The organism is Enterococcus sp. S53, assembly GCF_016516865.1.
Taxonomy (GTDB): domain Bacteria; phylum Bacillota; class Bacilli; order Lactobacillales; family Enterococcaceae; genus Enterococcus_D; species Enterococcus_D innesii.
Genome location: NZ_JACVUH010000023.1, coordinates 1 through 25,923 on the forward strand (window position 1 = coordinate 1; position 25,923 = coordinate 25,923).

The 25,923-nt window shown below is 34.4% G+C and carries 21 protein-coding genes and 2 pseudogenes; 1 reads left to right on the forward strand and 22 read right to left on the reverse strand.

What is annotated here, in order from left to right; all coding sequences use genetic code 11:
* The 9 genes from IAE45_RS17200 to IAE45_RS17240 all read right to left on the reverse strand — a co-directional run.
* Positions 1-4,161, reverse strand: a 4,161-nt coding sequence (locus IAE45_RS17200; protein WP_200127027.1) for a collagen binding domain-containing protein, incomplete at its 3' end; no start/stop codon positions are given.
* 168 nt (positions 4,162-4,329) lie between these two features.
* Positions 4,330-5,433, reverse strand: coding sequence for a tyrosine-type recombinase/integrase (locus tag IAE45_RS17205; RefSeq protein WP_081119600.1), 1,104 nt, complete (start codon positions 5,431-5,433; stop codon positions 4,330-4,332).
* A gap of 892 nt (positions 5,434-6,325) precedes the next feature.
* On the reverse strand, positions 6,326-7,105 hold the full coding sequence (locus IAE45_RS17210) for an ABC transporter ATP-binding protein (protein ID WP_200127025.1): 780 nt from the start codon (positions 7,103-7,105) through the stop codon (positions 6,326-6,328).
* On the reverse strand, positions 7,098-7,847 hold the full coding sequence (locus IAE45_RS17215) for an alpha/beta hydrolase-fold protein (protein ID WP_081119622.1): 750 nt from the start codon (positions 7,845-7,847) through the stop codon (positions 7,098-7,100). Before IAE45_RS17215 ends, IAE45_RS17210 begins: the two co-directional genes overlap by 8 nt.
* Positions 7,831-8,850, reverse strand: coding sequence for a FecCD family ABC transporter permease (locus IAE45_RS17220; protein ID WP_081119623.1), 1,020 nt, complete (start codon positions 8,848-8,850; stop codon positions 7,831-7,833). The genes IAE45_RS17215 and IAE45_RS17220 overlap by 17 nt, the downstream gene beginning before the upstream one ends.
* Positions 8,843-9,871 carry a FecCD family ABC transporter permease gene (locus tag IAE45_RS17225; protein WP_200143146.1) on the reverse strand — a complete coding sequence of 343 codons (1,029 nt, stop codon included), beginning with the start codon at positions 9,869-9,871 and terminating at the stop codon, positions 8,843-8,845. Before IAE45_RS17225 ends, IAE45_RS17220 begins: the two co-directional genes overlap by 8 nt.
* Positions 9,849-10,814, reverse strand: a complete 966-nt coding sequence (locus IAE45_RS17230; protein WP_200127021.1) for an iron-siderophore ABC transporter substrate-binding protein — start codon at positions 10,812-10,814, stop codon at positions 9,849-9,851. Before IAE45_RS17230 ends, IAE45_RS17225 begins: the two co-directional genes overlap by 23 nt.
* Positions 10,815-11,847: 1,033 nt before the next feature.
* Positions 11,848-12,042: a CsbD family protein gene (locus IAE45_RS17235; protein ID WP_196044748.1), complete on the reverse strand. Its 195-nt coding sequence runs from the start codon at positions 12,040-12,042 to the stop codon at positions 11,848-11,850.
* Between the two features lie 359 nt (positions 12,043-12,401).
* On the reverse strand, positions 12,402-12,857 hold the full coding sequence (locus IAE45_RS17240; protein WP_196044749.1) for a GNAT family protein: 456 nt from the start codon (positions 12,855-12,857) through the stop codon (positions 12,402-12,404).
* Between the two features lie 499 nt (positions 12,858-13,356).
* On the opposite strand from IAE45_RS17240, the gene IAE45_RS17245 reads away from it, so the two are divergent.
* The gene (locus IAE45_RS17245) at positions 13,357-13,863 is read left to right on the forward strand and encodes a GNAT family N-acetyltransferase (RefSeq protein WP_200127019.1); all 507 of its coding nucleotides are present in this window, start codon (positions 13,357-13,359) and stop codon (positions 13,861-13,863) included.
* Between the two features lie 4 nt (positions 13,864-13,867).
* Here the strand turns inward: IAE45_RS17245 and IAE45_RS17250 are convergent, their stop codons facing one another.
* The 13 genes and pseudogenes from IAE45_RS17250 to IAE45_RS17305 all read right to left on the reverse strand — a co-directional run.
* Positions 13,868-14,215, reverse strand: a complete 348-nt coding sequence (locus IAE45_RS17250; protein ID WP_196044732.1) for a BlaI/MecI/CopY family transcriptional regulator — start codon at positions 14,213-14,215, stop codon at positions 13,868-13,870.
* A 604-nt stretch (positions 14,216-14,819) separates the two neighbouring features.
* Positions 14,820-15,277 (reverse strand): annotated as a pseudogene (locus tag IAE45_RS17255) (helix-turn-helix domain-containing protein).
* A 286-nt stretch (positions 15,278-15,563) separates the two neighbouring features.
* On the reverse strand, positions 15,564-16,589 hold the full coding sequence (locus IAE45_RS17260) for a saccharopine dehydrogenase NADP-binding domain-containing protein (protein ID WP_081119634.1): 1,026 nt from the start codon (positions 16,587-16,589) through the stop codon (positions 15,564-15,566).
* Positions 16,590-17,114: 525 nt separating this feature from the next.
* Complete coding sequence (locus tag IAE45_RS17265) at positions 17,115-17,753, reverse strand: DUF421 domain-containing protein (protein ID WP_081119633.1); 639 nt, start codon at positions 17,751-17,753, stop codon at positions 17,115-17,117.
* 12 nt (positions 17,754-17,765) lie between these two features.
* Positions 17,766-18,209 carry a DUF3290 domain-containing protein gene (locus tag IAE45_RS17270; RefSeq protein WP_200127017.1) on the reverse strand — a complete coding sequence of 148 codons (444 nt, stop codon included), beginning with the start codon at positions 18,207-18,209 and terminating at the stop codon, positions 17,766-17,768.
* 277 nt (positions 18,210-18,486) lie between these two features.
* Complete coding sequence (locus IAE45_RS17275; protein ID WP_081119573.1) at positions 18,487-19,311, reverse strand: SDR family oxidoreductase; 825 nt, start codon at positions 19,309-19,311, stop codon at positions 18,487-18,489.
* Positions 19,312-19,788: 477 nt separating this feature from the next.
* Complete coding sequence (gene dltD, locus IAE45_RS17280; protein WP_081119572.1) at positions 19,789-21,063, reverse strand: D-alanyl-lipoteichoic acid biosynthesis protein DltD; 1,275 nt, start codon at positions 21,061-21,063, stop codon at positions 19,789-19,791.
* Complete coding sequence (dltC, locus tag IAE45_RS17285) at positions 21,060-21,302, reverse strand: D-alanine--poly(phosphoribitol) ligase subunit DltC (RefSeq protein WP_081119571.1); 243 nt, start codon at positions 21,300-21,302, stop codon at positions 21,060-21,062. Before dltC ends, dltD begins: the two co-directional genes overlap by 4 nt.
* Positions 21,303-21,316: 14 nt before the next feature.
* Positions 21,317-22,516, reverse strand: a complete 1,200-nt coding sequence (dltB, locus tag IAE45_RS17290; protein ID WP_081119570.1) for a D-alanyl-lipoteichoic acid biosynthesis protein DltB — start codon at positions 22,514-22,516, stop codon at positions 21,317-21,319.
* Positions 22,513-24,030, reverse strand: a complete 1,518-nt coding sequence (gene dltA, locus IAE45_RS17295) for a D-alanine--poly(phosphoribitol) ligase subunit DltA (RefSeq protein ID WP_081119569.1) — start codon at positions 24,028-24,030, stop codon at positions 22,513-22,515. The genes dltB and dltA overlap by 4 nt, the downstream gene beginning before the upstream one ends.
* An 11-nt stretch (positions 24,031-24,041) precedes the next feature.
* Positions 24,042-24,155, reverse strand: coding sequence for a teichoic acid D-Ala incorporation-associated protein DltX (locus IAE45_RS17300; RefSeq protein ID WP_411813656.1), 114 nt, complete (start codon positions 24,153-24,155; stop codon positions 24,042-24,044).
* A 727-nt stretch (positions 24,156-24,882) separates the two neighbouring features.
* Entirely contained in the window at positions 24,883-25,077 is a 195-nt protein-coding gene (locus IAE45_RS19240; RefSeq protein WP_267908069.1) for a fibronectin type III-like domain-contianing protein, read from the reverse strand.
* A gap of 39 nt (positions 25,078-25,116) precedes the next feature.
* Positions 25,117-25,896 (reverse strand): annotated as a pseudogene (locus tag IAE45_RS17305) (glycoside hydrolase family 3 protein); the annotation flags it as partial.
* Positions 25,897-25,923: the final 27 nt, after the last annotated feature.

The following is a 25,923-nucleotide window of genomic DNA, read 5'->3' on the forward strand; positions in this document are numbered from 1 at the left end:
TTGTGCGGATCCTTTATAGTTTACAAAACCTTCGCTTGCCACAACTACTTTTGGTTGTCCTTTCGCTGAATCTTCAATCGTGAAAACAACTGGTGTCGTATTCAAAACATAACCTTCGGGTGCTTTTGTTTCGATAAATTGATAGTCTCCTGGTGCTAATTCTGTGATTGATACGGTTCCTTTTTTATCTGAAACCAGATTTTCATGAATTATTCTTCCATCTTTATCGATAATTTTAAACTCTGCGCCAGCTAACAAATTGCCCTTACTATCGCTTTTCACCAGCTGTGCAGATCCTTGATAGTTTATCCAGCTACCTAAGTTTAAAAATGGAATTACTCCGTTTTCATTTTCTACTAGTGTGAAGATTAACGGCTTATTGTCCAAGATGTATCCTTCGGGAGCTTTTGTTTCAACAATTTGATATTCACCAGGAACTAATCCTTCAACTGTAACAATACCTTTTTCATCTGAAACAACTTTTTCATATCCTTTTATAAGCTTTCCTTCGTTATCAAGAATTTCAAATTCTGCACCTTTTAATGGGCTTGTTGTTTCACCAGAAACTGTTGATTGTCCAACTTTGTTAAATGACACTTTGGTCAATTCATTTAGTATTTTTTCAATTTTAAAAGTACTATTTTCCTCATCTTTTGTAACCGAAATTCTCTTCCCATGTAACAACTCATTACTAATTGTATACCCAATAGGAGCTTTTGTTTCAATTACAAGATAATCTTGAACACGTAAGTTTCCGATTCTCAACTCTCCGTCTGTATCAGTATCACCTTCACGGACAAGTTTATCCTTTTCACCATTTTCATTGATAGTCCACAATTGTAAATGCGCGTTTGCCAGTTTCGTACCGTCTTTACCTTCTTTAACTAGTGTTACTGATCCTTTTGATCCTGTAGCACTTCCCGAACTATTAGATACAACAACAGCTTTTTCGATATCTTGTGTCACTACTTTTTCGTTTACTGCTGATATAGTAGCTCCATTTGTGACTGTATCTGTTGTTTTTTCAGAAGTAATTAACGCCCTATACTCCACAATGTATGAAGTTGTAATCTTGTTTAACAACTCAATTGTAATGACTTGTGCACCTGTCTCATTATTGGTATCAATCGTTATAGTATAATCTTCTCCCTCTTTCAGAACAATGTTTTTATCTTTTATAATATTGCCTGAGTGATCAACTATTGTACCAAAGATTAAAATGTCATTATTTGTTACAAACTGATTCGCTGATGGTGTATCCACAATTTTCACATCATGTAATGTTGACTGTGAACCATTAACTGTCAAATCCCATTTAACATAACCACTATCATCTGGATCTTGTTGTCCTGATTTAGTTACTAATTCACCCGAGTGGGCTGGTGAAATGCTTGCATCTAAATCATGAGAAATCCCATTGTTTTCAAATGTAGCCTTATTATTATAAGTCTTCTCATTGATAATCTCTCCATCCAAGCTTGTTTCAAATACAAGCACATAAGCTTGAGTACTACCCTCTGGTAAATTAACTTTAACAGAGGAGTTTTCAGTCGTTGGTTCCGTAATGACACCAGTTACTTCATTGTTTAGAGTATACGTACCATTCTTATTGATAGTTGCTTCATACAGTTTTGCACTAGTTTCAACATAATCTTGCGGTTCGATAATTGGATCAATAATAGTTGCATTGGTTAATTTCTGTTGATTGAAATTTACTGCAACTGTCCATGTAATTTTTTTAGTTTTTGCATTGTAATTTCCACTCTTTTGCCCATTAAACTTGAAAGCAGGAACTGGATCAAATGGTATCGATTCCTTATTGCTGTGTTCATCACCAAATGTATCCTTCCATTTCATTGAAGCATCATTGGTAAATTTAATAGAATCTTCGTTTCCTGTTCCTTCATCAATTACACTTGTATCAAATTTCGTTTTATATCTAATAGTAAATTTGTGGTCAGTGCCTTCTTTTAAATCACCATTGAAAGATACATTAAAGCCACTATCTTTTTTTGTTAAAGTATACTGATTTTCTTCTAATACTTTGTTGCCATCAGAGGTATCAACGATTTCAAAACTCTCGTCAACTAAGATTAATCCTGCAGAGAATACATCCTCCAAGGTCCAGTTTGTCATCCAATATCCCGCATTATTAATTTGAATTTCCCATGGAATTTCACGGGCAGAATAATCAATTTCCCCATCAATTCTCTTAACAATGCCTTGTTGTGTCGCATTGCCTTCACTTCCGCTTTCATCATTATTATCTGTTTTCACAAAGTTGGAAATTTCTGTATTTTCATCAACGATCTCATTTACTTTTGTTTGATAATCTATCTTCACCGCATAGTCAACTTCCTCCAGAAATTCAATCGTAAACACATTCGGATTAGATGAATCTTTAACAAGTTTGTAAGTTGTTCCTTCTTCCAGAACAGTTCCTGTAACTTCTTTTCCATCTTTATCAAAGGTAATTTTGTGCAGCTTAACAGTACCATCTACCAAACTCAAATTTTCACTCATTGTATCAGTTATTGATGCACCAACAGCATGTTTTTTCTCATTATAGTTGTATTGTACGGACCATTTGTAGACTTGGTCTTTACCTGTAGGAGACGGCCCAGATTTTGAAATTGGTCCTTTGTATTGTGCAATTACACTTGCTTCTGCTGATGTTGTACTTTTCCCATCATCTAAAGTTGCTTCATTTTTAAAAGAAACATTTCCACCTTTTTCAGGCTTTTGATCTTCTTCAATTTTTGATTCATAAACAACATGGAAAGCTTTATTAGTTTCTGCATAGTCACCAATAAATGTAATCGTATCATTTTCTTCCAACGTATAATCAGTTCCTTCAACTAATGGGTTATCTAAATCTATATTTGTAACATTACCATTTACATCGACTGTTTCTGGATAAACCTCTACTCCAATTAAAGTTGTCCCTTTAGGCATTGGGTCCTTCAGTGTACCATTAATCATTTTATTTAATGGGCGATTGATATTGACCTCCCAAACAACTTTGCTTGGATTTGGAGTCCGATCAAAATACCCGCTCTTATCAATTGCTTGATCATACTTAGGTCTAATATGGATTTCTGAAGATGGAAAATTTTCTTCTGTTGGTGTTTTAATAACAACATCCCCTGGTTCAACTGTTTTATCAAACTTCGTAGAATAGTTGAAATCACCTGATACATCGTGGTCCGTTTCAACATTTTTGTTGAAAACAATATGAACCTTACCGTCAGCTGTGATTTCGTAAGAGCCATATTGTCCTAGTGCCCCTGCTAATGATCCCGTCCCAGGAAAAACTTGGACACCGTCAGGTAGTTGGAAGTCAAAGTAATCTCCATCTTTGATTGTCCCAAACAATTCTTCAGGAATACGCCACTCGTATTTAACTTCAACATTTGCATCTACTGGTACACTTGTTTGATCAGGATATGGAGTGCCATCTTTATCTGTGTAAAGAATATTTGCACTCTCAATGATTGTTGATGGCATTCCCAATGAAACTAATAAACTTCGAACATCCTGAGGATCTTTGGATACTTCTTTTTCGTCTTTCTTCACTTGCTTGGAATTCTCTAATGATTCTGATGATTCAACACTTGAATTGTGTGTAGTGGATTCAGTTGTTGTTGTCTCTTTTTCTAATTGTTCAGAAGTTTCATTACTAGACTCATTTTTTGAAGAAATAATTGTCGATTCTTTTATTGAATTAGTTTTTGTAAGTGTAGATTGGACTACTTGTGATCCGCTAGTAGCAATGAGGGTATCCTCTTCTAAATTTGATGAATCTAATTCAACAGTCAAGCTGACCGAAACAGTTAATCCAGGAGCAATCTTCATCTCAATTTTGTTTTTATTCACTACATAATCAATTTGATTAGATTCTGTTTTACTTTCTGCCGTTACATTTTTTACGATTGCATTTTCATTAAAGGTTACAACCTGTGTATCTCCTTCCTGACTGTTAATTGAAATATCCAATTTTGCTTCAATTGTACTATTTTCTTCTTTTGTAACTATCAAAGAATTTAGTTTGAATTCCTCTTGATAATCTAAGGCAAATACGACTACTGGCATTAAATACTGTATAAGAATTAATAAACTCATAAAGCAAAACATTGTTTTTCTTATCTTTTTCATATACATTAAATTCCACTCCTTTTCCTTAACTATTAATGAACATTACAAAAATTTCTTAGAAGATTTAATTCCAAGAAAAAATAGGTTTATAATTTGGAAATAAAGAGTTTTAATAATTTATTTGACGATGAATAGACGGCGCAAAAAACAAATTATAAGAAAATGTCGTGCATTTTATTTAAGTAATACGTTCATTTTTTGAATTGTAGAGATTCGTTGTTCATAAATTGTGTCAGTGTAAATATCTAATGTCATCTTTGTAGAGGCATGCCCGAGAAGTGCACTAATAGATGCAATATCTCCTTGAGCTTCTAAACAGCGTGTTGCAAAAGTGTGACGAAGTTGATGAAAGTGAATAGCCTCCAACCCAGCTTTTTTTCGTATTCTATGAAAATGATACGTTAACAATCTAGGTTCCATAGGATGATTACAGACTTGAAATACAAATTCTTTATGATTTTCTCGGTGGGCTTTTTTTAGCAGTTTTAGAAGTGTTTCTGCTATTGGAATCGTCCGTTGTGAATTCGCCGACTTTACTTTTCCTAAATGCATGTGGGTATGTTGATCATATCCGGCGCTGGAAATTCGTTGAAAAGTATGACTGATTTTAATGGTATTTTCCGAAAAATTAATATCTTCCCAACGAAGAGCAGAAATTTCTCCAATCCTTAATCCCGTGTAAAGAGCTAAAATAACGGCTAAACCTGTCTTGTCGCTTTTTGATACACGTATTAATCTCTTTTGCTCTTCTTGTGTCAAAGAACGTATAATATTTTTCGGCTTTTTAGGAATTTCTAATTGTTCACTGGGGTTTGCAAGTAATTTTCCTTGTTCCACTGCATTTTTCAATGATTTTCGTAAGATTCGAGTAATTGTTTGGATTGTTGAAATAGACAGTGACTGTATTTGCCACTTATCTATGAGTTTTTGTAAATGATTTGTACTTAATTTTGACAATTTCAGATAACCAATATCAGGTATAACATATTTATTTATTTTGTAATTGTAACTAGAGATAGTTGAGGGACGAAGAAAAAATTGTTGCTGTAGCAACCATTCATTAAACCAATCTCCAACAGAACCTTGGTAAATTGTTACATCCTTCGTCGATACCTGATACTCAAATTTTTTTTTAATCAATATTTCCTTGCATTCACGATAAGTTGAACGATAAACATATCCGTAATGAATTTTTCCATTTAGTTTTCTTCCCTTAGGGTAACGTCCCTCCCAACGTCCATCTTTTCTTTTGTAAATATTTTCTCCCTTTCGACTCATTTATAAATTCCTTTCTTGCGTCTAAATAAATTTGACGGCGCATTTGACGGTTTTAAAATTTTCTTTTGTTCTATTACTTTTCTTCTTTTAACTTACTTAAGTGAATTTTTTTTACTATATTAAGATTATTATTAATAGCAATAACATACTGATTGACATTGACGTCAATTTTCATTTGTTTTATAATTAAAACTGATATAGTAAAAAAGAAATTTGTTTAGTAAAAGGTGTTGATTATAATGATTTCAGCACTTTTTTCTTGGAATTAAATCTTCTAAGAAACTAATTTCTTTTTTTAATACTTTGATTAATTATTAGATTTTGATTTTTAAATCTTATAATTAAGTGTTTGAACTAGTGGAAACAAATTAAATTGTACTTAACTCTCCTCTCGTAGCCATAAAGCAATGATATGATGGAAATTTTTGATTTTTCCCTTTCAAAATAGTAGGTACATTAGTGTTCTGTATAAACAACTATGAAGCGTATGTTCAACTTCTTAGTTAGAATTAGGTTCAGACATTTTGATTTTAGAGTAGATTATCGATTTGTTCTAACTAAAGAAGAAGTTTATATTAAAGCGGCCCCAAAAGTAATGATTTTTGGGGCCGCTTTAATAGTTATGTATTTTTTTATACTCATATTTGTCTGAATTCCATAGGATTCACCTTTACTATAAACTAGAAAATGGTGAATACTATAGAATATAGAAAATTAATTTATTACTGCAAATATCATTCTATTTATCCATTAATACTATCGAAATTTAGAATGTACAAAATCATCTGATTATTAATTTCATGTAATGCGCTCTCCTAAAAAAAAAGGAATAGGCAACAAAGTAGTTGGCTTATTCCTTTTATATTTTATTAGACAAGATAATGAACTTTTTTCAATCATAATGAATACATATTGGACGTCCATTTATTGGATCTTCTACAATAGTAGCATCTATATCAAAAAGTTCTCTAAGAAGTATTGGTTGCATAATATCTGTTACCGATCCTTGTTTGATCAGCTTACCATCTTTCATTGCTAGCATGATATCTGCAAACCGAGCTGCTAAGTTTAAATCATGAAGAACCATCACCACAGTCAAAGAAAGATGTTGCTGCAATGAATCTAGTAATTTCAAAATATCTAATTGATGTCCCATATCCAAATATGTCGTAGGTTCATCCAATAAAATAACTGGAGTTTTTTGAGCCAGAGCCATTGCAATCCAGACCCGTTGCTTTTGTCCGCCAGACAAGCTGTCAACTTGCCGATGCGCCAAAGCTGTTAACTCTGTTTGTGCCAAAACATTCTCTATAATTTGTTCATCTTCAAATGAAATTTTCCTGAATACTCCTTGATGCGGATAGCGCCCCAACTCAATAATCTCTCGAACAGTTGTATCAGAAGGGGTCTCAATACCTTGAGGCAAAAAGGCCAAACTTTGGGCAATCTCTTTTGTTGATAGTTCGGTCAAAGCTTTTGAAAACAAAAATACTTGACCTTGACGTAAAGTAAGTATTCGTCCCAAGCCCTTTAACAAGGTAGATTTCCCACAACCATTAGGTCCAATAATAATCGAGGTTTTTCCTTCTAAAAAAGATACATCAATATTTTGGATTACATTTTTATCTTGATAGCCTAAAGATAAACCTCGACCTTCTAAAACATCACTCATTCGCATTCTCCTTTTGGAAGAACCAACGTAAGATCCGACTTAAAGCCGTAAATACAATAGACATATGGTTTTCCTCAGGTCCGATATAGAAAGATATTTGTTTTTCTGATATTCCTTGACACAATATATTGTAACAGCGCTCGGCTAATGTTTCCATCTTCCCATGGTCATTTTCAACTGCAATAAATAAGCGCTTATCCGAAATCGACGATTGTGTTGCCAAGCGATCAAAAAACGCACATTCGTCCCACCATAAAGAAGGGCTGATGGCAAGAAAATCAGTTATAAAGGGCAACCTCACTATCTCGAGATAGCTTTCAAGAACACATAATCCCCCCAACGAATGTCCCAAGAGACCAACTTTCTCATTATCAATTTGATAGTGTCTACCGATGTGCTCGTGGATACGCAACAGTTGTTTCTGAAATGTGGCTAAACCACCGCCATTAGGCATATCTAACTCCTCTTGAAGAACTGAATGAATTCTTTCAGGTGTGTAATCGTTAAAACGTGCATCTCGTTGAAAAGCGTCTTTCGTATCATAGCCAATAGACACAATCATAGCTGGCCAGACGCCTGTTTTAGGTGAGTTACGTGTTTGCAATAAAATGGTTTGTGTCACCAACGGTCCAAACGCGTTGCCATCTAACACATAAAGCAATGGAAGTTTTTCCCCAAAAGATGCTTCTTTAGGTATTGTGATTGACAATAGCTTGTCTTCAAATCTATGCACTTGTTCCATCTATTTCTCTCCTATTCTTTATATACAATCCAATTAGATAAGGTATTCCAATAACCCCTATCACTGCATTTAAAGGAATTTCATTTGGTGAAAATAGATTCTTGGCTACAAAATCTGTGAAAATTGCCACCGTCATTCCATTCCAAAAAATACAAGGTATCAAAATTTGCGATCGGCGATCTATGTATAGCAAAGTCAAATGGGGAACCAGTAAACTAACAAAGGCAACACTCCCCGCAACAAAAACAGTAGCACTAACCAAGATAGCCGCGATGAGCAAGAAAAATAGACGCCAACGGCCATAAGAAAAACCAATATTCATCAAATGAAGATCACTGAACCTTAAAACAGCCAAATGCTTTGCCGTCAAAATCACCAAGCAAACTGAAATCAGCACCACCGGCAAAATATTTCTTGTTGTTTCCCAACTTGCAGTAGCAATCGATCCTTCAAGCCAATGATTGACACGATCATAATCTTCAGGATTGATTTTTAAAGATAAAAACGTGGTGACAGCCGAAAATCCTAAATTAATTGCAATTCCGTTCAATAAAAACAACATCATATGCACTTGACTGCCACGAAAAGACAGTAAGAGATTTAGACTAATTGCCATACAAGCACCTATCAAACCAAATAACAGCAAAGAAGCATATTGATAGTGATTCAGCTCGGAGAAATAAGATCCTACCAATAAGAAATACAAAACACTGCCACAAGCAGCCCCCGTATTGATGCCTAATAAACCAACATCTGCAATTGGATTGCGAGATAAAGTTTGGATGATATAACCGGCAACCGCTAACGAACCACCCACTAAGGCTGCTACCATCAGACGCGGAAGACGAAAGCTAAAGAATACCAAATACGCTTGTTCGGAAACAATCCCGCCAAAAATCAATCGCAATAGTTCTGACCATGACATGTGATAAGACCCCATACTTAAGGAAAGACAGGAAACCAAAAGAAAGACCGCGATAGAAAGGATTATTCGCTTACACATTATAATCCCCCCCCTTTCCAGACCTGATGAGCCATAAGAAAATTGGTACACCAATCATGGCAAACATAATTCCCACCGGTGTCTCAAATGGATAATTCAAATAACGCCCAAGATAATCCGCAGCGACAACCATCACAGCGCCCACCAAAGGAACATAAATTATCAGTTTTTCATACCGATTACCATATACCAGACGAGCCATATGAGGCACAATTAAGCCTACAAAGGCAATTCGACCAGCAATAGCCACTGTTACCCCTGTTAAGACAACGACCAACGCTTGTAAAATCAATTCGAATTTTTTTCGTTCCATACCGATTGCCACTGTCAAGTCATGATCATAACGGTATACAGTAAATTGCTTGCGTAACACAGCAATGAATACAATTGCAATCAGTAACGGCAAAATAAAATATCGTACCTGTTGCCACTCTACACGGTACAAGCGACTGCTATACCACGAAGTCATTGATTGTGAAAGATTAAAATAACTTGCAATAAGTGTCGTCAAACTTCCTAAAATCATTGATACGATCAAACCAACAAGCGGTAAAGCCAACGGTGAGTGATGGACCCGTACTTTTTTTAATCCCACTTGAATCATTAGATACGCAACAAATGACCCGGCAATTGAAGCAATAATTCTCTGAGGCATTGATGCATCTGAAAAGAATACCAATATCAGTATAACCGCAAGCGCGGCCCCATCATTTACCCCCATCAATGAAGGATCAGCTAATGTATTACGATAGTGAAGTTGCATCAGTAAACCACTTAGAGCCAAAGCAGATCCAGCAAATAACGCGATGCTGACCCGAGAGATTCGTGACAGCAAAATCACTTGTTCTTTTACAGTGGAATCATACGATTTGATCACTGCAAGCAATGTTTGACACGGTTCAGAAATTTCAAAAGTCAATGAAAAGAAACAAACAATCAACAATAAGAGGATGAGTCCAGCTCCCCACACTAAATCTCTTTTGTTCCGTCTATTATTTTTACTGTAGTTGGTCGCTTGCACTTGATAAAAATGCCTCTTTACTTAGGTAGGTACCGCCTTGATATCCGGCATCAACAATATTATAGTAAACATGATTAGAATTAACAGCTGGAGTACTTTGCCAAATAGCATTTTCTTTTAAATTATTTAGGAAATCAAGATGACCAGCATTTTCTTCATCGCTGAATTGAACAAAAACAACATCCACATTCCATTTTGCAAACTGTTCTACAGAAATAGTAGTCTGTGCCTCAATCGCATTTAATTCTTCCGGGATTTGGAAACCAAGATCCCCATAAATCATTGGATTATAGTAAACCTTTTCACCATAGACACAAAGTTCACCGTCGCGAATCCGAATTATAACAGCTTTTTGATCTGGAGTATTTGGATGATCCTTTTTGAATGCAGATAAATCTGATTGATAATCGTCGATTTTTTGTTCAGCATCTTCTGTCTTACCTGTTAATTGACCCATTAAACGTAAATTGTCCTCCCAATTAATTGATTGATGAGATACATTGATGGTAGGTGCTATTTTACTCAAACTGGCCGTCACAGAATCATCAAACTTGGTGGAACCCAAGATGACATCTGGGGTTAAAGCAGTCACTGCTTCGACATCCGGGCCAAACTTGTTCCCCACATTTGCTACATCTTCACCGAGATGTTCTTTCAAATAATTAGGGAATCCATCACCAACAGTAACCGCCCCTAACGGTTCGAAACCAAGAGCCACCGCATCTTCCATTGCTTCTAAGCTAGCCGTTACAATTTTTTGTGTAGGATAAATTATTTCATAGTCTTTATCTAAATAAGTAATTACCTGTTCTTGCGATGCTAAGTCCGAACTACTTTCATTTTTTGTCTCAGAAGATGTTACTTGCTGAGAGCTTGTTGTTCCACAAGCTGACAAAAAAACTAACATACAAAAAATCGCACCTACCCAACAATTTTTTTTCATTTGAACCACTCCTTCTAATTGAGAATCATTATCATTTAGAAAACATTTTATCACACTCCTATTTTTTTACAATATTTTTTCTACTTTTTGTAGATTACATCACAATAAAAATCCTGTACTCGCTTATTTTATTATCTGCCTATCTTGCTACATTATGTTATATGAGGATTTAATTGATGATGATTGTGTTACCCATATTATTAAATCGAGGTTTGCGTATTACGGAATATCATTTAACTGATATTTATTAGTACAAGTTAGCTAGCGCTATGGTACTGTTTATACGAAATAAGGTATCACCCTGTAAAGGAAAAGCTCTAAATTTTGTCAGCTAATTCTTTTTTCCTGAAAAAAACAAAGAATACATTACTCTTTTTTCAACAAATAACAGTCATTTCAACTTCTGAAGTAATCATGGTGAAAAAATAACCAATTACATGCAAAAATGACCACTTCAGAAAATTACACGTGAAAAAGTATAATATTTCTCTTTACTTGCGATAAAAACACTTCCATTGTAGAATATTTATGGCACTATTTCATGGCCAAAGAAGAGTATTAGGTAGGGGGAATTTTGGGGAAGTGTGCCTAATACCCTTCTCTTTTAACTTAGTACAATTTTTACTTGCTAAAATTATTGATTAAAAAAATAGTCAGATATTTATTGATTTTTATTAATAAAAAATGTAATGTATAATCATACCAACCAATTCAATTTTTCATAATTCTCTTTTGAAGATCACTCTACTAAAATAGAGTGATTTTTTATAAATCACTCTATTTTTTATCAGGACTAAAAAAACCAGCCTATTTATTACAGGCTGGTTTTTCATATAAGAAGTTCGCTTGAATGAAATTGATTCATCAACTACAATTTACAAATGTTCATTTAAAAATATAAAAGAGTATCAGGCATCTTGAGAGCTTGGGAAGATTCTTTAAACACCTGATACGTTTTTCAATTTCATTATTTTTTCAGATTATGTGTATTAATTATTTTAAAATGATTTATACCTTACTGAACCAAAAAATATTATTTTTTAAATTTATCTTTTGCGTCGATAACAACCTCATCGACTTTATCTTTGGCATCTGCAGCAACTTCTTTAACTTTACCAACAGCTTGATCCAAAATACCTTCAGCTTTGGTCTTATTATCTCCTGTTACATCTCCAACAACCTCTTTAGCTTTGCCTTTAGCTTTATCGAAAGTTCCTTTGTCAGTCATATGCATTCCTCCTAAGATTTTTAATATTTTGGAACAAATTAATTATCCTATAGTTAGAAGTGTTTTACAACTGAATTTCGTACTTTTAGATCAAATAATTATCATTTGCCTAATTAAATAATAGAAATTATTATATTTTTAAAATAATAGAATTTAAGAATATTATTGGCTTATATGGCGTCATAATATGCAAACTTAAACACCATTTAAAACATGATCCGTATTTTTAAGTAAAAGTTTCTATAGAAAGGGAATAGAATTAATGGAGACTTTGTAATTAACCACATTTGTCAGATCAAATTTTAATAATTAAATTAAGCAGATGAAGAAACTGTCTATATTTATAATTGACATTACTACTAAATGATCAAAATGAATACTTTTTGTATACCTTTAGGGCCGTTAAAAGTTCTTTTTGTATCTTTAAAGCCCACTTTCTTATATAAATGAATGGCTACTTCATTTTTTATATTAACACCTAAATAGATACTGTTTACTGTCGGAAAAGTTCTTTTTGTAAACGTTGGCAACTTTTTTAGTGCAGAGGTCGCGAATCCTTTTTTCGTTTGGAAATAATCGGTTGAAAATGACCTAAGCAATAAACTATCAGTATCGTTTGTGTATTTGAACTTATCCTTACCACTATCTAAAATAAAGAAACAGACTAATTTTTCTTTGTCAAAACAAAGTACAGGAAGGAATGTTTCTGGTAAATCTTCAAGAATTTCTTTTGGCAGTGCTGTATATGACAAATCTTTTAAATAGTAATTCTCAATATTAGATTGAAACGATTGATTATATGGGATTAATTTCATAATAGGTTCCTCTTTATTACGTGATTTTTCGTATGTATAAACTACTAACTATAGTTAAAAATATACCACAATTAAAATTTTTAAAAAGTTATAAAGATTTTTACTGATCCTAAATATCGTTCAATCTACATTTTCTTACCTTATTTCCTTTGTTGTAAAACAGATTAATTACTGGAACACCTAAACAATCTGTTAGTGTTATGCAGTAAAGACCCTTTAGTAAATCAATACTTAACAATAAATTTATTTTTGGAGAAATCTACTTTCCAACGAATTATTGATACTATCTTCATGATCCAAATAATTGTAAAAATTGCTAATAGCAAATATAATTATATTACCATATAAAAAGCATCATTTAATTGCGCCACTCCTCCCCGGGAGTGGTTGTTTTTTTAAAAAACATTAATTAGAAAAATTATTTGTAGCGGATACTAAAATCAATTAAAAATAAAATGAATAAAAGATTGTTTTGTAGCTTCTATCGAAAGGAAGTAAAATGAACATAAGAAAAATTTCAACTACCGACTTTTCTAATATCTACAAGATCTATTCTTACTATATAGATCATTCCACAGCCACATTTGAATATGAAAAACCAGTTGAAACAGAGTTTTCGAAGAAATTAAAAAACGAGCTAGACTGCTTACCTGGTTTTATTGCATATACGGAGAATAACATCTGTTTGGGATACGCTTATGCATCAAGGTATTCTTATGAGAAAGCTTATGACAGAACAGTAAAATTAACAATTTATATGAATCCGCATCATCATCAAAAAAAGGTAAGCTCACAGTTATATACTTATTTAGAACAAGCTTTAAAAGCCCAAGGAATTATTCAAATGCTCGCATCTATCACTGCAAGTAATATAGCCAGCTTAAAATTTCACGAAAAGAGAAATTTTGTAGAAATTGCTCGTTTGGAAAAATTAGGATTTAAAATGGGGGAGTGGCACGATGAAGTATTGATGCGAAAACAAATTAATCCCTATAAAAATTTTTAATTTCCTACAAATTATTTTTTGAAGTCTGTATTAATTTCAATAAAAACCCAAGATATATTGTATTGCTAGACTTCTTAATTGTTTGTTCCACTAAATCATGCACTGCCGATTGACCAATTAATTGCGAAAAGAATTCTGAAGCGGAATACTTTGCTCTATACAAGTATTCTTTTGTAATACTCTGATCGATAAATACTTCTAAATAATTTTTATTAACTAATCTATCAATCATAAGATATAGTGTATTCACTTTGAAATCAGGATATTTTTCAAGCAGTAAAACTTTTGTTAACTGCTTATTCTGCTCGTAAAAGGCTAGCATGATTTGATATTCAATTTTGGTTAATTCCATTTTTAATATACCTTTTTTCCTAAATTTAATGAAACTCAATTGATTAAAAGATTTTTATTTCTTATATCGAATTAGCATAATGGTTTTTCTCTAATTAATACTCCCCCCACTTTATACTATATAGACAATTTATTTTAGTTGCCAAAGCATACTTATTCTACTACTATGTCTATAGTGCTTATGCACAAAAAAAGTACTAGGTGAAATTGGGGAATTTAGATACTCTGCCTAGTACTTTTCTTTTTATTCTATATAAAAATATAGAATATCCTATTTTTGAAAGCAACATATTTGAAATATTATAGACTATAATCTAACATTTAAATATGTCTCTCTGTAACATGTGAAGCAAGGATAAAAGCGGCTTGGGGAAGTCTTCTTTTATCTTTGCTCTTTTTGATTTTAGCACTAAAGAAATCAAATAGATATAATTTAAGCTTAATGGAATATTTTTATGTTGTTTAGACCATATTGTACACAAAAATTTATTTATAGATTAAAATATCTGCCTTATTGACATTGTTTATTTAAAGTATCTCCCTACTTAAAAAACTATTTTAAAGTACTACGATAATCTAAAAAAACAATACTATATCTGAAATGTTCAATTCTCTTTTTTGCTCTTAGGGAAGATATAAAAATAAAATGCGGAAACAATAATGATAGCTGGCGGCACAGAGATACTCAATAGTTTTAAAGCGGTGGTTAACAATACACCTAACTTTTCTTGAATAGAAAGATTCATAATCGTGCTGAAGTCTTGATTGAACGAAACGATCATCGTGACAAAAAAGATCAAGCAAAAACTAATCACCCCATACTTGATACTTACTTTTAAATCCTCATTGTCTTTCTTAGTTTCTTCCAAAAGTAATGTTTCTAATGAGATATCCAATTCTTCGGCTATTTTGATCATATTTTTTTGCTAGGGTACGTAGCGCCTAACTCCCATTTAGAGATAGACTTATCACTCACTTCTAATAATTCTGCTAGTATACTTTGTGTTAGCTTATTTTTTTCTCTATATTCTTTCAGTTTCACTGCTAATATCGTTTCTTTCAGTTCAACCACTCCTTATCGATTTCTGCCTTTCATTTTGACATAAAACCTACGATTTAACAGGAATTCTTTAAAAAGATAATAAAATAGAGGTTTTTTTAGCTACTTAATACAGAATTAGGTAAAATACTGTCTGTTTTTGAGAAACTCTATGAATAGAATTTTAACATCCATTCTATAGCAGGAAAAAAGAATAGGTTTCTCTACTACATAAAAGTCTATGATTTTTATGATTATTATTTCTGCTCTTATACTAAAACTTTTATTAATAGTTCAAGAATTTTTTCATTTATACTACAGTTGACAAACGTGGCAGCTGCGTCAATACTTCCGATAAAGTCGTTAATTCAGTTATATGATAATGCCCATTTGGTACTGCTTCTTTCAACAACTTCTTCGCAACAAACGCCGCAATGTCAGCCGTCATTTTTGCTTCTTCTTCCCCGAAAAGAACGATTTTTGCAGAATCTTCAACTTGACCATTGGAAACTTTTACAACGAAAGAGCGATCCCCAACTATTCCTCGTTGCATAAACCATACGAGACTATTAAGTACCATAGGGCTTTTGAAGAGACCTGCTAAACCGGATTTTTTTATAGTTATTAACAATGCTGTTAACCAATTTTGATCAAAACCGAGATATGTTGCATAATTGCGCGAAGGATTTGTAGCATGAAGCATATGTTGATCCGCAAAGTCAAAATTGGCACTGCGACGTTTTCCAAATGATGGGCCAAAATCCGTTTTACGACCATATACAAAATTTTCAGTTTTTTGTGACCACTGAGGATGTTTATATGTTCGGTTTAACTGATCAAACGTCCATTTTACTGCTGCTTCACCGTGGCGATCTCCTATGCCTAAGAGGACATCGATTACTATATTTTGATTGGAGGGTTCACTTTTAACATACGCTGCAGCGGCTAAATTGGTAACCCCTGGTGCCAAACCTAAACCAATAACTCGCTTGCTTTTTTTAGGAACGGGTAATAATTCAACTTTCTTCAAAAAATCACTATTCGCACTGATATCTAAATAATCAATGCCCAGATTTTGACATTGCTCAATAAATCGGGTATCCGTTTGATCCAAACAAACAATTACCATATCAAGATCGGCTAATTTTTCAGACATAACAGCTTGAGCCAAGTCTACTTCACGCTGCTCTAAAACAGGTGAAAAAAGCTTCGCAAATGCTCTCATCTTTTGTAAATTTCTTCCCATCAAAACGACAGAATATCCCTGCCTTGTTAATTCTTTTACGATTTCTTGGCCAACCTGTCCGTGCCCGCCGACTATTGCTATCTTTTTCATATATTCTCTCCTTTATTTGGTTTCTTACTTTTTTAAATGATAGTTGGAGTTATTTCTGTTCTTAAAAATTTCAGCAGAATATTCTCCAAATAAAAGTTCTAGACTCCATAGTTGCAATAGCTTGAGCTACCCGCTCAGTAATCGTATCATTACTAATGTTTTCATTTATATGAAACTTATTGCTTCTAATTGTTTACTATAAAAAATAATATCCCTTTTATGTTTACATTTGTAATCTCATTCTGATACTCTACATTTTTTGTTTACACTTGTCAATGATAAAACTCGCTGATTCCATTACTTGTTGAAGACAAATTAATTAAGAGTACTGGGAAGAAAAAACTTGCTTTTTCTTTCCAGTACTCTTCTTTGAATGATGATTACATCTTACTTACTACGTTATAAATTACTTGTATATTTTAAGCATATTTAGTCAGCCTATCCCACTCTGAAATGATAGAGAATGCTAGAATCGATAATTTTGAGCTCTTACGCGATTAGTAGTAAGTTCATAACTCATCTTAGTTATCTATTTTCATATCCGAACAAATTTAATTTTCCTGATAAATATTCTCCCAGATAAACATCACTGATACGGTCAAATCCTTGCTGATTTATTTGTTCCTTGAGCCATTCATCGTCCTTCTTTATCATATCTAATACATCTAAATTAGCTTGTCCATCTACAATAATAGGATATCTAATATTTTCGTCTCCAGATTCAATGATAGTCAACTGGCCATTTTGTTCTAAAATAGCTTTTTTAATATCTTCCACCTCATAAATACCATTTGCTCTTAACTTAAACATCAACTCATTAGCAGATATTCCATTTTTCAAACAAATATTTACGTTAACTTTTCCATTTTGAATTAACGTAATCGGTCGACCATCGATTATTATTTTCAAATAGCGATTATGTTCTTTAGCAAATTTGACTATTAAGACTAGTAAGGTCCATATAATCAAAACTAACACAAATTGCAGAACGGTAATAGAATCATTGTATATAACACCTCCAATGATTCCACCTAATACATAGTTTTGTACTTGATCCATAGCAGAAGACGGCGCTAAATTACCTTTGCCCATTAAATTAATTTGAAGAATTAAACATAGAATGCCCAAAGCAAATTTTATAATAATTGGAGTATATAATTGCATGTATTTTCCTCCTTATTTGATGTAAGTAACGTTTGTATTTATAAGGTATGTTTCGGTTAATGTGTAGGAATTTTGGTCTGCGCTTAAACTTACCTTATAAAACCTATCATCAATTTTTACTATAATCCCATCTGAAAATTGTGTTGCATTAGCATAAATTTCATTTAGGTTCCTATTTTCTTGTTTTGAAATGCCTTTTATAAAGTTAACCATTTGAGAAGATTGAGAATGTTTAGTTTTATTCATCTGATAATCTGAAAATTGCACTCCTAAGGCAAACAATAAAGTTAAGGAGAAAATGATACTTAAATCTCTGTACTTAGTATTAATTCTATGTCTTAAATAAAGTGAAAAAACTAATATTAATAATACCAAAGAGCCAAAAATTAGAAAATATTTTAAATAGTCGTTGATATTTGACTGGTTTTCTAAAAAATCTATTCCATAAAAATTCATTCTTACCTCCGAAAATAAATATTGTAGGTTTCATGTAAATCACAAAAATGATTTTCTGATTAAACACCTATGTCGATTATACTAAAATAAAACTTTAATTTAAAACAAAAAAAGTTTGTATTTATTATATCATTATATTGTATCCCTTTAAGTAAATTCCCGGTATACGTAACTAACTTAAGCTTATAAAAACGAGAACTACAAAAAGACCAAAACATTATGCTTTGGTCTTTTTAATTAATATAGTGAAGTTTTAATTAGGAGATATTTTAGTTATTCATGTAATATCTAACTCTCTTCCCAAAATATCTTCCAAATCTGTACTTAAAGTTTCCAAATCTCCTTCTCGTATATCTTTTTGAATACCAACTATAAAGTTAATTGCACCTTCAGGAAATCCACTGGTTTCTAATACACGTCTATATTCATCATCAGTAACAGAGTCCAAATTGATTTTATACTCTTTCCCTTTTTGTAAAAGACTGGCTAGTTCAGAATACGACAATGATTGACCGCTAAATTCATAAATTTTCTTCTTCATAAAATCTCCTGCCAGCACTTTTGCTGCTCCTTCTGCATAATCCGATTTTTTAGCCCAGCCAGCTTTTCCATCACCTGCAGAGTAAATGTAAGTCGTATTATTTTTTATAGCATCAAACAAAATAGCTTCATTCTCAAGATACCAGTTATTTCTCAAGAAAGAATATTCTAATCCAGACTCCTCAATTAAGTGTTCAGTAAATTTATGGTCTGGAGCAACTATTGCCTTTGATTTTTGTGCATTCGGAGCACTCGTATATGCTACGAAATCTACATTTGCTTCTATAAGCGCTTCGACAACATTTTTATGTTGTTCTTTTCGCTTGTCAAGTTCCCCAGAAGAAACGAAAAGGACTCTATTTACTCCTTGAAAAGCAGTTACTAATGATGCTTTGTCAAAATAGTCTGCTATTTTTATTTCAACACCTAAATCTTCTAACTTTTTCGCTTTGTCTAATGATCGAACAGTAACAGCAATTTTTTCTTTTCCGACTAATTCTATTAAAAATTTCACACTATTAAATGCTAAGTCCCCTGTAGCGCTAGTAACCAAATATTTCATCTATAAACCATCCTCTTTCTATCGCAAGTAATTTTACACTCCTTATTCTAACACAAAGCTTACTATAAATAAGTTAAAAGCTCTTCCTGTATACTCATGCTACTATTAGGAGTATCTTAGCTACTAAACACCTTCAAACCTTTACTCAATAGTGTTCAATCTAAATTACTAAATTAAAACATCGGGTTTAATTTCCAAAATATAGATTTCTGACATCTATATAATTCAAATATTTCTAGCGAACTCAAAAGGATAAAAACTTTTACGTTTATTACTTAATGAAAGAATTTTTCAAGATAAAATGAGCTATTTCCAATTCTATGGACATAAAATAGAGTAGTCGATTTCAATTATTGTATATAAAAGGAGAGTGCAGAAATTATCATTTTATGCACTCTCTTTAACACTTAACAATTTCCTATGTCTACTAATTGATTGAAGCCTCCAGCATTCCTATTCTCCAAAAGTCCTCTTTTTTCATTTCCCCTGAATTTCTTTTGGTGCTTCTTGCTGCCAATTTTTGGAGAGAAAATAATGGTTGATTTCATACAACTGTTTCCCTTTGACCTTGGAATCCAAGAATAGCTGAATGTATTCATCTGCTGCCAGCCAGCCACGCCAGCCTAAGTGAATCGTATCTTCCATGAAATAGGGTTGATTGCCCTTCGTTGATAAATCAGCGATATTCATGAAGCCCTGGCTTCTTAGCTGGTAGCGGATCTTTTTGTCAAAGCCGGACAACACCTCCTGAGGCAAGCCGGTATAATCCATCCATTTCTGATTGATGGGCGGAATCACAAATAAGACATCCACATTGTTGCGAGCAAATTCTGTCAGTACTAGTTGAAAGTCGCTATATTCTGGTCCAAAACGATAATCCCATTTCTTTTGAGAGCCTTTCATTTTATCTATGTGGCTTTGCAGATTATGTTGGTAAAAAGAATTCTTAATCCCTAAAGAATTATTAGTCGTTTCTGCTTTTCCTTCATTATCGGCTACTTGTTCTATTTGAGCGAGATTATAGGTAGAAGGTAATTTCTTTGCAGCAGTAGTGATTTTGTCGGTCAAATTGTGCCCCAACCCGAGACCACTAAAAAGCTCATCTTCCCGTTTCAAAATGGATCGTTGCAGATCAATCTGTTTTTTCTGCCAATCAGTCGGTATCTTACCGGATTTCACTTCATTCAAGACTTGTTCCGTCAAGCTATTTTCTTTCACTTTCGAATAGTCTAAGAGACGTTCGGCATAGTATTGATCGGTGTCAGAGACTTTCTTTAACGAAGAGAGCCAATCGTACACATGCTGTTCGGAATAATGATGGTTGAAATAATCTCCTTTCAACCCTTTAGGGACGAACCATTGAGGGGAAACGATGAAGACTACTTTTTTCCCTGCTAATTCTTTCGCCATTGATTGAATGATGGCATACTGAGTCAGTGACTGGGTGCCAGGTGCACCAATCAAAAATGGCGTATAAGAACGTTGATATTTCTGCGCCAATACAGAAGGATGGGTGGCACTCACACGGTTTAGTTCGGATGAGCCAAAAAATGGGACATATTTTCCTGTTGCTATTGCCTCATTTTTGATACAATCCCCGCGAAACACCGCATCATTCATTGCCGTCGCCGCTTGAGCAATGACTTTCGGATCGTGGCTATTGATCTTCCAAGGGCCAAGGAAGAGTACCCCGACAAGAATCCCCGCACAAAGAAGCGGTCCAAAAGCCGTGAGTAGTCGTTTTTTCATCATCGGCTTTGCAGCGTGTCGACTTTCTCAATGATTTTTGCTGGTGTATTCCACTCTTCCCGGTCAAATTCCGATACGGGAAATTCAATTCCTAACTGCCCTTCTAGTTCAACCAGCAATTGAACAGATCCTAATGAATCTAATAATCCTTCATCAAAAAGATCGATTGTTTCGTTTTCTTTTACTTCATCACTTCCTGTAACTGATTCTAAAATGTCTAATACTGCTTCTTTGGTTGTCATATTCTTTTCTCCTTTTATTTAACGAATAATTTGTCCAAGATTCCTGAGAAAATCAGAAAACTAAAGCAAACTGCTTGGAAGGTCAATACGGTAGACACCGCTTTGGTTAGGTTGTTCGATGGCAGATTTCCTTGTTTTTTCTTCCAACGGATCCACGCATCATTTCCGCAAATCAATGTCGCATGATATACCCCGTATAAAATGTAATACCAGGTAAGTCCATGCCAAATGCCCATTAACAAAAAGAGGGCAAAATAGCCGACATTGGATGCGACGATACGGCTTTTGAAAACTTTCTTCTTGATCAGTGTGAACATCAATCGCATGTACACATAGTCTCGGAACCAAAAAGACAGACTCATGTGCCAACGATTCCAGAATTCTTTGATATTGGGCGCCAGAAAAGGTTTATTGAAGTTAGTTGGTGTATCATAACCCATGAAGTTGCTGACACCAATCGCAAACAAACTATAGCCAGCAAAATCAAAGAACAGATACATACTATAAACATACATATAACCCAGCATCCCCCAAGAGAACAAGCCATTTTGCAGGGCTTCTTTGGTTACGATCGGCAGTAATACTTGACCGAGATAATAACCAAGAATGAACTTATACAGGAGCCCTAGCATGATTTTGGCGACTCCTTTGTTTAAATAATCGAGATACACTTCTTTTGTCGGTGGATTCAGCAGATCCTTCTCAAAGCGGCGATACCGATCGATCGGACCCGAAGAAATCGTTGGAAAGTATAGTAGAAACTGGATATAACGCCAAGGATGGTATTCTTTGATCAGTCCATCCCGTATCTCCATAATCATTTGTACCGATTTAAAGGTCAGATAAGAGATGCCCAAGAAATAAATCAGTGAGGCATGTCCAACAAAGAAAGGGGTGACTTTGCTCAATGCCAACGGTAAAATCGCTGCTATCACTGCACCATAAAAGACGCCTGAAGCATTTGCACGTTGGCGATGCTGATAATAGCCATAGACGAGTAGTGTCTGATATACGACGTACCCGATCAGCGCCAGCCCCTGCTGCCAATATTCACCACCAAAACTTACGTACAATACCGCTAGTGTGAGTAACGTTTGATACCATTGCCAACGCTTTTGTTTGAACAGCAGCACAAGCATCATCGGAAGCAATCCTACCATTAGCCAAATGAAATAGGTGGGATTTGCATAAGGAATCATATGCTGCAGGTTCATGAAGGATTCACCTCATTTGTCAGCCATTTGCGGTCGATTTTGCCATTTGCCGTATGAGGCAACTGCTCAACATAGATAAATCGCTGCGGGATCATATACTCCATCACCGTTTCACTCAGCGAAGATTTGATGACTTTTGTCAGTTGAAACTCTTTCTCGAAGGGGTGCGTTTCGGGAACGACATAAGCAATCAGCTGTTCCACTTTCTTTTCTTGATATTTAGGGACTACGACGGCTTGTTTGACCCACGAACTATTGCTTAAATGATGGTCGATCTCTTCTAATTCCATTCGATACCCATGGAACTTCACTTGAAAATCAAGTCGTCCTTCATAATGCAACAAACCATCTTCCGTCACTCTGCCACTATCACCGGTTCGATACGCTGGTTGCCCTTCATGGACAAAAAATGCCTCTTTTGTTTTCTCGGGATTGTTCAGATACCCTTTTGACACGCTAGGACCACTAATGATGATCTCACCTACTTGCCCTTTAGGAACTAGTTGATCTTCTTCCATAAAGAAAACCGTCGAATCTTCTTTCACATACCCAATTGGCACTCGATCATATTGCTCCAGTAATTCTTCAGTGATTTGCACTCCGGATACGGCAACAGTCGCTTCAGTAGGTCCATAGGTATTGTAGATTTTTGCATTTGTAAAACGTTCTAGCAGTGCTTGAGCGGTTTTTTTTGGTAGTTCTTCCCCACAGAATAAGAAACGTTCCAACTGAGGAACGTGCATCCCGTCAAAGGTCTCTTCCATCAAACATAGTTTCATAAATGAAGGTGTCGAGATCCAAACATTGATAGCCAATTGCGGCAAGGTTCCAAACAATGTTTTGAAGTCATTAATGACCGCCTTTTTTAAAGGCACCAAACAGCCGCCAGAAGTCAATGCTGGGTATAACCCCATGACAGAGAGATCAAAGGAATACGGTGCCTGTGCCAAATAATTCATCCCTTCGCGTAAGGAAAAATCCTTCAATGTCCATTGCACGAAACTCAATAAATTCCCATGACTAATCTGGACTCCTTTAGGGATGCCGGTCGTTCCTGATGTGAAGATGATGTAATAAATATCATCCTTCCCTAGCGCTTTTGTGTTGCCTAAATTGCGCCCACTTTGATAAATTTCTTCCAATTGATTTATTTCTAGCATTGGAATCATTGTTTCCGGACCTTGCCAGTCAGCTACGCTAATGATCAAATCTGGCGTAGCCACAGAGAGGATCAATTCAATACGCTCTTTTGGCGTGGTACTTTCAATCGGAATATATGCCCGACCTGTTTTGGAAGCTGCCAAAAAGGCTGTTAGCATGTCAAATTCTAACTCGCCATAAACCACGATCGGTCCGCGAGTTTCCAGGGTTTCCTCGAGATAGGCAGCTAATTGGTCGGATCGAGCTGCTAATTGTCCATAAGTATATGTTAGGTCATCTTCTCGGTAGGCAATCCTCTTTGGATCCTTTTGTGCCCATTCTTCAATGGCTTGCACAATATTTACCACGTTCATGAACATTCCTCCTAAAATTCATTATAGATAAAGGTGCCACCTTGCACGTTTTTATAATGATAAAGATAAATCAGCATCAAAATGATACAGAAATAAAAAATGGTTTTACCTACAAAGAAGAGCATGTGTCTTCCAAGTTCATTTCTAGTTATTTTTTTCATTTACTTCCTCGCCTTTATATCGTATTAAGTACGAAATATATGTGGTTATCTTCAAAATAACAATTATTATAATCATGGACTTAACCATATTATTCCACGAATTAATTTTTTATCCAGTTACATTTTTGTAAGAGTAATGTGTACTACGCTTATCATATGCATTCATTTTAATTTGTGTATCATTTTCTGATAAGTGATATTTGGCATATTTACCTCTCACCTGAATATTCGGACAATAATAAAAAAGTTTTTTTATTGCACTAATAGTGTATTTTCCGGTTTACATGCATTAAATTAAGCTCTGTTGGCCTCTAAAAGAGTAACTTTCTGACCTAACTAATTGACCTACTGAGGAATCTAAAAAATGAGTAATAAAACGGGGTGCAAAAGTTTTTAAATTTGTTGTACATTAAGATCATTCTTAATACTAGATAAAATTCCAATGCAAATTAATAACCCTATATCTATCTTTGCTAAGTAGACATAGGGTTATTAGTACTATATATGATTCACATATGAATAAAATTCTCGTGTTTCGCTAGTAATAAACTCATCAGATTTAATGGTGAATTTATCTTTTAAACGAATATCGTTGCATGAACTCCCTAACATAATGTTAATAACTCCGGATTCAACTTTCCAGCGCATTTCTCTATCAAGAAATGCTAACTGACTTAGTGACACTCAAATATTATTTTCTTTCTCTCCTGAGAGGATCCAAAGCAATGCGTCCAAAGCCAACTAATTCTCTCTCCGGACGAATAACAGTAGAAATGGGATCACTCATATACAGTTGAACAACTTCTGTCCCTTTGATTTCACCAGTATTCTCAATTGTTAATCCAATCTTTAGTTTTTCGGATCCATTTAACTCCGTTTTGGACAGTGAAAGATTGCTATACTTAAAGCTAGTATAAGATAATCCATGTCCAAAATAATATCTTGGCGTATACGGTAAATCAACGTAGGAAGTGAATGGCGATTGGGTTCCTACATGATAACTTGATCCACGCCCATGATTATAGTAAAAAGGTGCTTGGGCCAAACTGTGAGCAACCGTAACGGGTAATTTGCCACTAGGATTGTTGACACCTAAAACGGTTTCCACAATAGCTTGACTACCAAATTCACCAGGATTCCAAGCTTCAATAATAGCTGAAGCGTATTTATCAGCTGCGTCACTAGAAAATGGACGACCATCAAGATGTACAACAATAAACTCAATTACTGCTTTTCCTAATTTCTCTAAGAAGCGTTCTTGGCAAGGCGGTAAATTGATACTGCTCGAATCTATTCCTTCCCCTGTACTACAGGATGTTCCCCAACCATATTTCCCACCAACTGTGACAATCGTGACATCTGATTCTTGAGCTAAATTCAAAGCATCATCATGTCCTGTTTCATTCGAACCAACATAGGGGAAGCCATAGGCATAGCTTATTTCAGCATCTGGACATTGCTTCTTAAATTCTTCAAGAATGTTGTTACAATGACCATAACACTTGTTTGCTTCTTCTAGATGAGGAAACTCAATATCAACAATACTTCGTGGATAACTCTCTTTTTCTTGATACTTCCATGCTTTTTCTTGAACTGTTTCAATCTCAGCCATTGAATTTCGACCACCCATTGCCAACTCAAGAACGCTCATATAAGAATACCCACCAAAGAGGCTTCGAACTGATGTTGCTAAATGACCAATAACCGCTAATTTTTTTCAGTCAAACTGATT